The organism is Pseudomonas sp. C9-3, assembly GCF_032392015.1.
In the GTDB taxonomy this organism is placed as follows: domain Bacteria; phylum Pseudomonadota; class Gammaproteobacteria; order Pseudomonadales; family Pseudomonadaceae; genus Pseudomonas; species Pseudomonas nitroreducens.
Genome location: NZ_CP135919.1, coordinates 2,335,948 through 2,347,997 on the forward strand (window position 1 = coordinate 2,335,948; position 12,050 = coordinate 2,347,997).

A 12,050-nucleotide genomic window follows, 5' to 3' on the forward strand; every position below is an offset into this window, starting at 1 on the left:
ACAAGGCCCGCGAGCGGGCCGGTCTGGCGAGGCACCGTCACCCGAGATTCAGCGAGCGGCGGCACCTATGTTGTTGACCATGTTGATCAGGCGGGGCCCGATGTCGTCCTCGAGCTTCTCGCGGGTCAGCTGGAAGCTCGGTCCGCCGCAGTTGAAGGCCAGCAGGCCGTACTGCGGGTGTACCAAGGGCACGGCGACGGAGTTGACGTCGCGGTGCCATTCACCGATCGACAGGCAGTAGCCGTAGTCGGTGTAGTCCCTGAAGGCGCGGTCCAGACCCTTGCGGATGGCCGGCCAGTTGTCCGGTTCGCGTTCGCGAACGTGGTCGAGCAGGAATTCCCGTTCGTTTTCCGGCATCGCCGCGAGGCACGCGCGGCCTACCGAACTCACCGCCAGCGGCAGGTAACTGCCGATCTGCCGGCGCATCGTCATGTTTCCCTGTCCCTGGACCACATCCAGGTAGACCATCTGCAGGCGGTCGCGGGCGGCCATGGCCACCGCCGCCTGGGCGTGGTTGGCCAGTTCCTCCATCAGCGGATGGGCCACCGCGCGGATCGACAGGTTCGACAGCATCGCGTAGCCGAAACCCAGCACGCCGACATCCAGCTGGTACTTGCCCGAATGCACTTCGCGCTTGAGGCAACCCAGGCGCATCAGGGTGTTGGTCAGGCGCGTCACCGTCGGCTTGGGCAGGTCGGTCTTGCGGGCCAGGTCCTGGTTGCTCAGCACGTTTTCCCGTGGCGTGAAGCAACGCAGGATCTCCAGGCCGCGAGCCAGCGCCGTGACGAACTGGCCGCTGTTTTCCTCTTCGCTCAGTGCCGTGGCCGGGTCGTACAGGCCGCGTTCCAGCAGGCCGATTTCACCTTCGTTTTTCGTCGGCGCAGCCGAGTCCATCTCCGTCTTGTTGCGGCGCATGGTAGAACCCCTATTCACGGAAAATCAATAAAATAAAATTCAGTTTCGTCAGACGAAATTGTAATGGGTCTGAACTGGTTAGTACAGGCGTGCCGCTAAAAATATATCGGGCTCAGGTTTTAAGGGGCTTCCAAGGCTATTTGGCTCATCACCGTTTACAGCGCCGATCCAGGATCACTATGATTAAATCGAAATACGGAATGTCGTTTCGTCAGACGAAACAAAAGTGAGGTCACAGCTTTCATGAGTACCAGCGTGGTTCATTTCGATATCCAGGCCAACGGTGTGGCGGTTGTCCGCATCGACCGCCCGGAAGCCAAAAACGCCCTCAATGCTGCGGTGCGCCAGCAACTGGCCGAGCACTTCCGCGCCCTGAGCGATAACCCTGAGGTTCGCGCGGTGGTGCTGACCGGCGGAGAGGAGTGCTTCGTCGCCGGCGCTGACATCCGTGAATTCGCCCAGGCCAGCCCCATCGAGATGTACCGTCGCCACACCGAACTGCTGTGGGAAGCGATTTCCCGTTGCCCCAAGCCGGTGATCGCTGCGGTGAACGGTTTTGCCCTGGGCGGCGGCTGCGAGCTCGCAATGCACTGCGACATCATCGTCGCCGGCGAGTCGGCACGCTTTGGTCAGCCGGAAGTGAAACTCGGCCTGATGCCCGGCGCCGGTGGCACCCAGCGGCTGATCCGCGCCGTGGGCAAGTTCCAGGCAATGCGCATCGCCCTGACCGGCTGCCTGGTCAGGGCGCCCGAAGCCCTGGCCATCGGCATGCTCAGTGAAGTGGTGGAAGACTCGCGCACGCTGCCCCGCGCGCTGGAGCTGGCCGCTGAGATCGCCGCGCTGCCGCCGCTGGCCGTGGCGCAGATCAAGGAAGTGATGCTCGCCGGTGCCGACCTGCCGCTGGACAGCGCATTGACGCTCGAGCGCAAGGCCTTCCAGTTGCTGTTCGACTCGAAAGACCAGAAAGAGGGCGCCGCCGCCTTCCTCGAAAAACGCAAAGCCAGTTTCCTGGGGGAATGAGCATGACCCTTTCTTTCGGTATTGAACGCATGGCCATCGTCGGTACGGGTGTCATGGGCAGCGGTATCGCCCAGATCGCCGCCCAGGCCGGCATCCAGGTGAAACTCTTCGATGCCCGTGACGGTGCGGCCCAAACCGCGCGTGAAAGCCTCGGTCGCACCCTCGCCAAGCTGGCGGAGAAGGGCAAGATCACTCCTGCCGAGGCCGACGCCACCCTGGCTCGTTTGCTGGTTGCCGATTCCCTGGGCGAGCTGGCCGATTCTGATCTGGTGGTCGAGGCGATCATCGAGCGTCTCGATGCCAAGCAGGCGCTGCTGGCCGATCTGGAAGCCGTGGTCAGCGCCGACTGCATCCTCGCCACCAACACCTCGTCGCTGTCGGTCACCAGCATCGCCCGTGGCTGCCAGCATCCGGAGCGGGTAGCGGGCTTCCACTTCTTCAACCCGGTGCCGCTGATGAAGGTGGTCGAGATAATCGACGGCCTGGCCAGCGACCCGCTGGTCGGCGACAGGTTGGTAGCGCTGGCCGCGCGCATGGGCCATCGCGGCATCCGCGCCAAGGATACCCCCGGCTTCATCATCAACCACGCCGGCCGTGCCTACAGCACCGAAGCCCTGCAGATGCTCAAGGAAGCCATCGCCGAACCGGCAGATATCGACCGCATCCTGCGCGATGGCCTGGGCTTCCGCATGGGGCCGCTGGAGCTGTTCGACCTCACCGCGCTGGACGTTTCCCACCCGGTGATCGAGTCCATCTACAACCAGTTCTACCAGGAACCGCGTTATCGCCCGGCGGCGCTGACCCGGCAGATGCTCGAGGCCGGCTTCGTCGGTCGCAAGGTCGGCCGCGGCTTCTATCGCTACGCAGACGGCAAGATGATCGACCCGCCGGCGCCGCAACCGGTACCGAGCGTGGCCGCTCTGCCGCCGGTGTGGATCGGTGCGGAGAACGACCAGGACCGCGAGTTGCTCGGCGAACTGCTGAAGAAACTCGGCGCGAACCTGGAGCAGGGCACCCAACCCAGCAGCGAGGCGCTGTGCCTGCTCGCACCCTATGGTGTGGACGCAACCACGGCCTGCCAGAACTTCGGCACCGACCCGGCACGCACCGTCTGCATCGACCTGCTGCTGGACCTGCAGCGCCACCGCTGCCTGATGCTGAACCCGGCGACTTCCCCGGCCATGCGCGATGCCGCCCATGCACTGCTGGCGGCTGACGGAATAGGCGTCACGGTCATCAATGACAGCGTCGGCTTCGTCGCCCAGCGCGTACTGGCGCTGATCGTCAACCTGGCCGGCGACATCGTCCAGCAGCGCATCGCCAGCGTCGACGACCTCGACGAAGGCGTGCGCCGTGGCCTGGGCTACCCGCAAGGCCCGCTGGCCTGGGGCGACAGCGTCGGCCCGGCGCGTCTGCTGACCATTCTCGAACGCATGACCGACCTGACCGGCGATGCCCGCTACCGCCCCGGCCCGTGGCTACGCCGCCGCGCCGCGCTGGGCCTGTCGCTGCGCCACGCCGAGCCTGCGCTGGGCTGAAGCCCGGCGCCTACCGATTCAAGGAGATACCGATGCTCAATGCTTATATTTACGCCGGCCTGCGCACGCCCTTCGGTCGCCACGGCGGTGCCCTGGCGCCGGTGCGCCCGGACGACCTGATCGCCCAGGTGATCCGCGAGCTGCTGGCCAGCACCAAGGTGCCGGGCGAAGCCATCGAGGACGTGATCCTCGGCAACACCAACCAGGCCGGTGAAGACAGCCGCAACATCGCCCGCCATGCCGCACTGCTCGCCGGCCTGCCGGTGACCGTGCCGGGCCAGACGGTGAACCGCCTGTGCGCCAGTGGTCTGGCGGCGGTAATCGATGCAGCGCGCGCCGTGACCTGTGGTGAAGGCGAGCTGTTCGTCGCTGGCGGCGTGGAAAGCATGTCCCGCGCGCCCTTCGTCATGGCCAAGGCCGAGGCGGCGTACAGCCGTGACCTGACAGTATTCGACAGCACCATCGGTGCGCGCTTTCCCAACCCGAAGATCGTTGCTGGGTTCGGCAACGACAGCATGCCGGAGACTGGCGACAACGTAGCCCGCGAATTTGGCATCAGCCGCGAGCAGGCCGACCGCTTCGCTGCCCGTTCCCAGGCCAACTTTGAAGCCGCCCGCCAGGCCGGTTTCTTCGCCGGGGAAATCCTCCCGGTCAGCGTGCCGACCGGGCGCAAGACGCCGCCGAATGTGGTCGAGCAGGACGAGCATCCGCGTCCGTCTTCCGATGAGTCCGCGTTGGCGCGCCTCAAGCCGCTGTCCGAAGGCGGGGTGGTCACCGCGGGCAACGCTTCCGGCGTCAACGACGGCGCCGCCGCATTGCTGATCGGCTCGGCAGCGGCGGGCGAACGCCACGACCTCAAGCCGCTGGCGCGGATTCTTTCGGCGGCGGCAGTCGGCGTCGAGCCGCGGATCATGGGTGTCGGCCCGGTCGAGGCGATCAACAAGGCGCTGGCCCGCGCCAACCTGACCCTGGCCGACATGGACATCATCGAGATCAACGAGGCTTTCGCTTCCCAGGTGCTCGGTTGCCTGCATGGTCTGGGTGTCGATTTCGACGATGCGCGGGTCAACCCCAATGGCGGCGCCATCGCCGTCGGTCACCCGCTGGGCGCTTCCGGCGCGCGGCTGGCGCTGAGCGTGGCGCGACAACTGCAGCGCAGCGGTCAACGCTATGCGGTGATCAGTCTTTGCATCGGCGTGGGCCAGGGGCTCGCCATGGTTATCGAGCGCGCCTGAGCGCCTGTGAGGAGTTGAAGATGGGTGCTTTGAGCGGATACCGCGTACTCGACCTCAGCCGCGTGCTGGCCGGCCCCTGGTGCGGCCAGGTGCTGGCCGACCTGGGCGCGGAAGTGATCAAGATCGAACGGCCCGGCGTGGGTGACGACACCCGCGGCTGGGGCCCGCCCTACATGAAAGCCGCCGATGGCTCGGACAGCTCCGAGGCGGCGTACTACCAGTCCACCAACCGCAACAAGCTGTCGGTGGCGCTGAACCTGGCCACCGAAGAAGGGCAGGCGCTGGTGCGCGCCCTGGCCTGCGAGTGCGACGTGCTGATCGAGAACTACAAGGCCGGTTCGCTGGCCAAGTACGGGCTGGACTACGAGAGCCTGTCGAAAGTGAATCCGCGCCTGGTCTACTGCTCCATCACCGGCTTCGGCCAGACTGGCCCGCGCGCCGAGGAGCCCGGCTACGACTTCATCATCCAGGGCATGGGCGGATTGATGAGCATCACCGGCGAGAAGGACGGCGTGCCCGGCGCCGGCCCGCAGAAAGTCGGTGTCGCCGTGTCGGACGTGATGACCGGCCTCTACTCGGTGGTCGCCATCCAGGCCGCGCTGCTGGCGCGGGAGAAGACCGGCCGCGGCCAGCACTGCGACATGGCGCTGCTCGACGTGCAGGTCGCCATGCTCGGCAACCAGAGCCAGAACTACCTCGCCACCGGACGCTCGCCGGGCCGCCAGGGCAATGCCCACGTCAACATCGTGCCGTACCAGGTATTCAGCGCGAAGGACATGGACTTCATCATCGCCTGCGGCAACGACAGCCAGTTCGTCTCGCTGTGCGATGCGATCGGCCTGCCGGAACTGCCCAAGGACCCGCGCTTCACCCGCAATGCCGACCGCGTGCGCAACCGCGACATCATCGTCGGCAAGCTGGCCGAGCACTTCCAGGGCGACACCGCCGACAACTGGGTGAAGCGCATCCATGCGATGAAGGTGCCGGTCGGTGTGATCAACGATATCGGTCGCGCACTGGATGAGCCGCAGGTGATCGCCCGCGACATGCTGGTGGAGATTCCCCACGCGCAGAACGCGGCGTTCCGCATGGTCGGCAGCCCGCTGAAATTGTCCGAGACGCCGGTGGAATACCAGCGCCCGGCGCCCATGCTCGGCGAGCACACCGACGAGGTGCTCAAGCGCCGTCTGGGAATCGATGACGCACGCCTGGCGCAGTTGAAGGCCGAGGGTGTGATCGAGCAGCTCGGTGAGGCCTGACGCCCTGATGGTCGCCAGAGAGTAGGGCGCATAACGCGTCAGCGTTATCCGCCGCTGCACCGAATGACGGCGGATAACCGCAAGCGGTTATGCGCCCTACGTAACTGAATCCGTTCGCGAGCAAGCTCGCTCCTACGAAGAGCGCACCGGCACAAGGCTGGACCTGTAGGAGCGAGCTTGCTCGCGAACCACCCCCAACCGCAGCGCCGATGCAAACCGGCGTTAGCCAAGGAAACAACTGATGAAAGTACTGGTCGCGGTAAAACGCGTGGTCGATTACAACGTCAAGGTTCGCGTCAAGGCGGATAACTCCGGCGTCGATCTGGCCAACGTCAAGATGTCCATGAACCCCTTCTGCGAAATCGCCGTGGAAGAGGCCGTACGCCTGAAAGAGAAAGGCGTCGTCACCGAGATCGTTGCGGTCTCCGTCGGCCCGACCGCTGCCCAGGAGCAACTGCGTACCGCGCTGGCTCTGGGTGCTGATCGCGCCATCCTCGTTGAAACCAACGAAGAGCTGAGCTCCCTGGCCATCGCCAAGTCGCTGAAAGCCCTGGTCGACAAAGAGCAGCCGCAGCTGGTCATCCTCGGCAAGCAGGCCATCGACAGCGACAACAACCAGACCGGCCAGATGCTGGCTGCGCTGACCGGCTACGCGCAAGGCACCTTCGCCTCCAAGGTCGAAGTTGCTGGCGACAAGGTCAACGTCACCCGTGAAATCGACGGCGGCCTGCAGACCGTTGCCCTGAACCTGCCGGCAATCGTCACCACCGACCTGCGCCTGAACGAGCCGCGCTACGCGTCGCTGCCCAACATCATGAAGGCGAAGAAGAAGCCGCTGGACGTGGTGACCCCGGACGCCCTGGGCGTTTCCACCGCTTCCACCGTGAAGACCGTGAAAGTCGAAGCTCCGGCTGCCCGTAGCGCTGGCATCAAGGTCAAGTCCGTTGCTGAACTGGTCGAGAAACTGAAGAACGAGGCGAAAGTAATCTGATGGCTATCCTGGTAATCGCTGAGCACAACAACGGCGCACTGGGCGCCGCCACTCTGAACACTGTCGCTGCGGCGCAGAAGATTGGTGGCGACATCGCCGTCCTGGTCGCTGGCCAGAACGTCGGTGGCGTGGCTGAAGCCGCTGCCAAGATCGCTGGTGTTGCCAAGGTGCTGGTCGCCGACAACGCTGCCTACGCTCACCAACTGCCGGAGAACGTTGCTCCGCTGATCGCTGAGCTGGGCAAGGGCTACAGCCACGTGCTGGCCGCCGCCACCACCAACGGCAAGAACTTCCTGCCGCGCGTTGCCGCCCTGCTGGACGTCGACCAGATCTCCGAGATCATCGAAGTCGTCAGCGCCGACACCTTCAAGCGCCCGATCTATGCCGGTAACGCCATCGCTACCGTGCAGTCCTCGGCTGCCGTGAAAGTGATCACCGTGCGTGGCACCGGCTTCGACGCCGTTGCTGCCGAAGGTGGCTCTGCCGCTGTTGAAGCTGTTTCCGGCCCGGCCGATGCCGGCAAGTCCGCCTTTGTCGGCGAAGAGCTGGCCAAGTCCGACCGTCCGGAACTGACCGCTGCCAAGATCGTCGTATCCGGCGGCCGCGGCATGGGCAATGGCGACAACTTCAGCATCCTTTATTCCCTGGCCGACAAGCTGGGCGCTGCCGTCGGTGCTTCCCGCGCCGCGGTCGACGCCGGCTTCGTGCCGAACGACATGCAGGTCGGCCAGACCGGCAAGATCGTTGCTCCGCAGCTGTACGTGGCCGTTGGTATCTCCGGCGCCATCCAGCACCTGGCGGGCATGAAGGATTCGAAAGTGATCGTTGCGATCAACAAGGACGAAGAGGCGCCGATCTTCCAGGTCGCCGACTACGGCCTGGTCGCCGACCTGTTCGAAGCCGTACCGGAGCTGGAAAAGACCCTCTGATCCTGCTCATTCCCCTGGCCGGGCCAGCTGTCATCGGCCCGGCGTTTTGCCAACACCCCAGTAGAAAGAAACAAGAACAATGAAAAATCGTCGTACCCCTGTGCTGGTCTCCGGACTGGCGCTGCTGCCCTCGTTCGCCCATGCGGATTTCCTCGCCGACAGCAAGGCCAGCATCGAAGCACGCAACTTCTACTTCAACCGCGATTACCGCCAGAGCGGTGCCGTGCAGTCCAAATCCGAAGAGTGGGCCCAGGGCTTCCTGCTGCGCTACGAGTCGGGCTACACCGAGGGCACCGTCGGCGTGGGCGTCGATGCCCTCGGCCTGCTGGGCCTGAAACTGGATTCCAGCCCGGACCGTTCCGGCTCCGGTCTGCTGCCGTACTCGGCCAGTAACAAGCGCGCCGCCGACGACTACAGCGACCTCGGCCTCACCGCCAAGCTGCGCGCCTCCAAAAGTACGCTGAAGGTCGGCACCTTGCTGCCCAAGCTGCCAGTCGTGCAGTACAACGACACCCGCCTGCTGCCGCAGACCTTCCAGGGCGCGCTGGTGGAGTCGAAGGAACTCGACGACCTCGACCTGCAACTCGGCCAGCTGCGCGAGGTGAAGCAGCGCGATTCGTCCAACAACGAAGACCTGTCGATGACCCGCGGCAACAAGCGCAACATCGTCGCCGGCAGCCACCTGACCAGCGACCGCTTCAACATCGCCGGCGGCACCTATCGCTGGAACAGCCAACTGAGCACCAGCTACCACTATGCCAACCTCGAAGACCTCTATCGTCAGCATTACGTGAGCCTCGTGCACACGCTGCCGATTGCCGAAGGCCAATCGCTGAAGTCCGACATCCGCTGGGCACGTTCCACCGACGATGGCGGCAGCAACGTCGACAACCGCGCGCTCAACGCCATGTTCACCTACAAGCTGGGCAACCAGGCGTTCGGCCTGGGCCTGCAGCGCATGTCCGGCGACACCGGCTTCGCCTACCTGTCGGGCACCGATCCGTACCTGGTCAACTATGTGCAGATCGGCGACTTCGCCAACAAGGACGAACGCTCCTGGCAGCTGCGCTACGACTTCAACTTCGCCTCCTACGGGCTGCCCGGCCTGAGCCTGATGACTCGCTACCTGCGCGGCGACAACATCGACCTGCTCAACGGCCAGGGCAACGGCAAGGAGTGGGAACGCGACACCGACGTCGGCTATCTCGTACAGAGCGGCCCGCTGAAGAACGTCGGTTTCAAGCTGCGCAACAGCACCTTCCGCAGCAGCTTCGGCAATGACATGGACGAGACCCGCTTCATCGTCAGCTACACCTTGCCGATCTGGTAACGCGCCAGGCAGCACCGAAAAGCCCCGCTCAGGCGGGGCTTTTTTATGCGTTCGATCTGGGCCTTACCACTTGCTGACGTCGACGACGGCCTTGGCGAATGCCTCCGGTGCTTCCTGCGGCAGGTTGTGGCCGATGCCTCCGGTGAGCGTGCGATGCTCGTAGTGGCCGGTGAACTTCGCCGCGTAGGCCTTGGGTGGCGGATGGAACGCGCCGTTGGCGTCGCCTTCCAGGGTGACGGTCGGCACGCTGATCGGCGGGGCCTTGGCGAGCTTCTGTTCGAGCTCGTCATACTGCGCTTCGCCTGCCGCCAGGTTCTGCCGCCAGCGGTAATTGTGGAGAGTGACGGCGACGTGGTCGGGGTTTTCGAACGCCTTGGCGCTGCGCTCGAAGGTGGCTTCATCGAAGTCCCACTTGGGTGAGGCCTGCTTCCAGATCAGCCGGGTGAAGTCGCGGGTGTTCTTCGCGTAGCCGGCGGCGCCGCGCTCGGTGGCGAAGTAGAACTGGTACCACCAGAGGAACTCGGCTTCCGGCGGCAGCGGTTGCTGGCCGGCGGCCTGGTTGCCGATCAGGTAGCCGCTGACTGCTACCAGCGCCTTGCAGCGTTCGGGCCAGAGGGCGGCAATGATATCGGCGGTGCGCGCGCCCCAGTCGAAGCCGGCGAGCACGGCCTTGTCGATCTTCAGCGCATCCATCAGCGCGATGATGTCGCTGGCTACCGCGGCGGGTTGGCCGTTGCGCATCGTCTGCTCGGAGAGGAAATGCGTGCTGCCATAGCCGCGCAGCCACGGAACGATCACCCGGAAGCCTTGTGCGGCCAGCGCCGGCGCTACGTCGACGAAGCTGTAGATGTCATACGGCCAGCCATGCAGCAGGATCACCACCGGGCCATCCGCCGGGCCATCTTCGGCATAGCCGACATTGAACTGGCCGGCAACGATCTGCTTGAGCGCCTTGAAGGTGGTGTGTGTACCGGCCTTCAGCGACGCGGTGGCCTTGCTCTTCTCGCTGGCAGCCAGGGCGACGGCTGGCAATTGGGTGGCGGCGAGTGCTACCGCTGCCAGGCGCATCAGGTCGCGGCGACTGCTATCGAAGTGCTCCGACATGTCTTTTCCTTGTTGGGGTGGGCCGGACAAAGCGTAGGCGAGCATGAGTCCCCTGCTGGGAAAATTCCGGGACGAATGGCGCGAAAGTGCGTGCTTGAGGGGGTTATTGGCGATTTTTCCCGTGTCGAACCTCTCACCGGGCAAGGAAAAGTCTGGTCAGGGCGCCGGCCCTCGGCTTATAAAACCCCTTCGCCGCTGTAGACCCGCAAGGATGGCGGCCCCACCAGATCAAGGAACGATAATGCGACGAATCACGATGATTCTGCTCGCCGCCGCCCTGTTGCAGGGCTGCGCGCACCAGAAGACCGGCAACCAGTGCGAAGACAACTTCAACACCGAAGGCGGCTTCATCGCCGGCAAGACCTTCACCTCCAATGTGCAGTTGGACATGCCTTACGCCAAGGTCTTCGACCGGGCGCAGAAGACCCTGGTGAAGGAGGGCTTCACCATCCAGACCGCCGACGAGAAGAGCGGCACCATCTCCGCCTACCAGGGCGTGATCCTGAGCAGCCGGAACGCACCGTTGAACATCGTGGTGGAAAAGGCGGGCTCCGGCTCCAAGGTAAGCTATGTCTTCGTCACCCTGGGCGGCATGTACACCACCGAAGGCGCAGTGCGTGACGGCTTCTGCCGGTTCACTGACGGGATTCGGCAGTAACCGCTGACCTCGGTGTAGGAGCGCGCCATGCGCGCGAATCGCGGGCATGGCCCGCTTCTGCAGGTGTTCGCCGATGGAGCCCGCTCGTGCGAGCAGGGTGGGCATGGTTGCCTAGGTAGGATGGGTAGAGCGCAGCGATACCCATGCTGTTGCGCAGCCAGATGCGATGGGTATCGCTGCGCTCCACGCCATCCTACGTTCTAGGCTCTCTGATATTTCGCGGAGTCTGACGTCAATCGCGGTCGGAGTCCGCTCCTACTCGCGTACCAGTCTCTCGATGAGACGGCGCGTCAGCGGGGCAATGACCAGCACCAGCGGGAAGGCGATGCCCCAACTAGTGAGCCAGGCGCCGAGCCAGAGATGGGCGAAGCCTGGTGCGAGGCCGATGGCGCGCCCGGTGGCAAGGCCGGAGACCAGCAGGCTCATCACCCCGGACAGAATCAACGCGAACAGCAGCGGAGCGTAGCGGCGCGGGATCATGCGTGGGCCTCCTGGTCGAACTGTGGCTGGTGAAGGCGGCTGAGGGTTTCGGCAAAGTGCTGGCCGAACAGCCGTGCGGTCTTCAGGTCGCCGGGGCAGAAGTCCGCTGCAGTCTTGTCGGCCTGGGCCATCAGGCCGGACCAGGAGCCCAGGCGGTTGGCGGCCTCCTCGAACGGTACGCCCAGGTGCTGCTCGGGCAGGATCGGGTTGCCGGCCCAGAGCATCCCGTGCTGCATGCAGAAGGTGAACAGCGAGATCAGCGTGGACTGCTTGTCGCCCGCCGGCAGCGCCGAGACGGTGAACCCGGCGGCGAGGCGGCTGCGCAGCTTCTGTTGGCGCCACAACGGTCCGGTGGCGTCCATCAGGGTTTTCAGCGGTGTCGAGACGCCGCCCAGATAGGTGGGGGAGCCAAAGATCAGGCCGTGGTAGGCGAGGAGGGCGTCCGGGCGCCCGATCAGCTCCTGGGCCCTGATTAGCTGCACGTCGCAGCGGGAGACAAGGCTCGCTCCGCTGGCGATGGTCTGGGCGATGCGCTCGGTGCGGCCGCTGGCGCTGTGGTAGACGATGGCAATGGTTTTCATGGCTTCTCCG

12 protein-coding genes are annotated in these 12,050 nt (G+C 64.8%); 8 read left to right on the forward strand and 4 right to left on the reverse strand.

Features of this window, described 5'->3' with window-relative positions; all coding sequences use genetic code 11:
* Positions 1–48: 48 nt before the first annotated feature.
* On the reverse strand, positions 49–915 hold the full coding sequence (locus RS899_RS10545) for an IclR family transcriptional regulator (RefSeq protein ID WP_064979828.1): 867 nt from the start codon (positions 913–915) through the stop codon (positions 49–51).
* A 243-nt stretch (positions 916–1,158) separates the two neighbouring features.
* On the opposite strand from RS899_RS10545, the gene RS899_RS10550 reads away from it, so the two are divergent.
* The 7 genes from RS899_RS10550 (at position 1,159) to RS899_RS10580 (ending at position 9,217) form a co-directional block, all read left to right on the forward strand.
* Entirely contained in the window at positions 1,159–1,935 is a 777-nt protein-coding gene (locus tag RS899_RS10550) for an enoyl-CoA hydratase (protein ID WP_315809855.1), read from the forward strand.
* A complete protein-coding gene (locus tag RS899_RS10555) occupies positions 1,932–3,473 on the forward strand; it encodes a 3-hydroxyacyl-CoA dehydrogenase (protein ID WP_315809856.1) in 1,542 nt (513 codons plus the stop codon). The genes RS899_RS10550 and RS899_RS10555 overlap by 4 nt, the downstream gene beginning before the upstream one ends.
* A gap of 32 nt (positions 3,474–3,505) precedes the next feature.
* Complete coding sequence (locus RS899_RS10560) at positions 3,506–4,708, forward strand: 3-oxoadipyl-CoA thiolase (protein WP_315809857.1); 1,203 nt, start codon at positions 3,506–3,508, stop codon at positions 4,706–4,708.
* Between the two features lie 20 nt (positions 4,709–4,728).
* The gene (locus RS899_RS10565; RefSeq protein WP_233298377.1) at positions 4,729–5,967 is read left to right on the forward strand and encodes a CaiB/BaiF CoA transferase family protein; all 1,239 of its coding nucleotides are present in this window, start codon (positions 4,729–4,731) and stop codon (positions 5,965–5,967) included.
* 241 nt (positions 5,968–6,208) lie between these two features.
* Complete coding sequence (locus RS899_RS10570) at positions 6,209–6,958, forward strand: electron transfer flavoprotein subunit beta/FixA family protein (protein ID WP_026078867.1); 750 nt, start codon at positions 6,209–6,211, stop codon at positions 6,956–6,958.
* Positions 6,958–7,887, forward strand: a complete 930-nt coding sequence (locus RS899_RS10575; protein ID WP_315809858.1) for an electron transfer flavoprotein subunit alpha/FixB family protein — start codon at positions 6,958–6,960, stop codon at positions 7,885–7,887. Before RS899_RS10570 ends, RS899_RS10575 begins: the two co-directional genes overlap by 1 nt.
* Positions 7,888–7,966: 79 nt before the next feature.
* Positions 7,967–9,217, forward strand: coding sequence for an OprD family porin (locus RS899_RS10580; protein WP_315809859.1), 1,251 nt, complete (start codon positions 7,967–7,969; stop codon positions 9,215–9,217).
* A gap of 63 nt (positions 9,218–9,280) precedes the next feature.
* Here the strand turns inward: RS899_RS10580 and RS899_RS10585 are convergent, their stop codons facing one another.
* Positions 9,281–10,321, reverse strand: coding sequence for an alpha/beta fold hydrolase (locus RS899_RS10585; protein WP_409978057.1), 1,041 nt, complete (start codon positions 10,319–10,321; stop codon positions 9,281–9,283).
* 241 nt (positions 10,322–10,562) lie between these two features.
* Between RS899_RS10585 and RS899_RS10590 the strand changes: the two genes are divergently transcribed.
* Complete coding sequence (locus RS899_RS10590; protein ID WP_139093031.1) at positions 10,563–10,979, forward strand: hypothetical protein; 417 nt, start codon at positions 10,563–10,565, stop codon at positions 10,977–10,979.
* 255 nt (positions 10,980–11,234) lie between these two features.
* Here RS899_RS10590 and RS899_RS10595 read toward each other — a convergent pair whose 3' ends face one another.
* Together RS899_RS10595 and RS899_RS10600 are read right to left on the reverse strand one after the other, a co-directional pair.
* The gene (locus RS899_RS10595; RefSeq protein ID WP_054911063.1) at positions 11,235–11,459 is read right to left on the reverse strand and encodes a DUF2798 domain-containing protein; all 225 of its coding nucleotides are present in this window, start codon (positions 11,457–11,459) and stop codon (positions 11,235–11,237) included.
* Positions 11,456–12,040: a flavodoxin family protein gene (locus RS899_RS10600; protein ID WP_315809860.1), complete on the reverse strand. Its 585-nt coding sequence runs from the start codon at positions 12,038–12,040 to the stop codon at positions 11,456–11,458. Before RS899_RS10600 ends, RS899_RS10595 begins: the two co-directional genes overlap by 4 nt.
* Between the last annotated feature and the right edge of the window lie 10 nt (positions 12,041–12,050).

Coding starts and splice junctions, on each gene's coding strand:
- RS899_RS10545 (WP_064979828.1), bottom strand. CDS start 915: ATGCGCCGCAACAAGACGGAGATGGACTCGGCTGCGCCGACGAAAAAC.
- RS899_RS10550 (WP_315809855.1), top strand. CDS start 1,159: ATGAGTACCAGCGTGGTTCATTTCGATATCCAGGCCAACGGTGTGGCG.
- RS899_RS10555 (WP_315809856.1), top strand. CDS start 1,932: ATGAGCATGACCCTTTCTTTCGGTATTGAACGCATGGCCATCGTCGGT.
- RS899_RS10560 (WP_315809857.1), top strand. CDS start 3,506: ATGCTCAATGCTTATATTTACGCCGGCCTGCGCACGCCCTTCGGTCGC.
- RS899_RS10565 (WP_233298377.1), top strand. CDS start 4,729: ATGGGTGCTTTGAGCGGATACCGCGTACTCGACCTCAGCCGCGTGCTG.
- RS899_RS10570 (WP_026078867.1), top strand. CDS start 6,209: ATGAAAGTACTGGTCGCGGTAAAACGCGTGGTCGATTACAACGTCAAG.
- RS899_RS10575 (WP_315809858.1), top strand. CDS start 6,958: ATGGCTATCCTGGTAATCGCTGAGCACAACAACGGCGCACTGGGCGCC.
- RS899_RS10580 (WP_315809859.1), top strand. CDS start 7,967: ATGAAAAATCGTCGTACCCCTGTGCTGGTCTCCGGACTGGCGCTGCTG.
- RS899_RS10585 (WP_409978057.1), bottom strand. CDS start 10,321: ATGTCGGAGCACTTCGATAGCAGTCGCCGCGACCTGATGCGCCTGGCA.
- RS899_RS10590 (WP_139093031.1), top strand. CDS start 10,563: ATGCGACGAATCACGATGATTCTGCTCGCCGCCGCCCTGTTGCAGGGC.
- RS899_RS10595 (WP_054911063.1), bottom strand. CDS start 11,459: ATGATCCCGCGCCGCTACGCTCCGCTGCTGTTCGCGTTGATTCTGTCC.
- RS899_RS10600 (WP_315809860.1), bottom strand. CDS start 12,040: ATGAAAACCATTGCCATCGTCTACCACAGCGCCAGCGGCCGCACCGAG.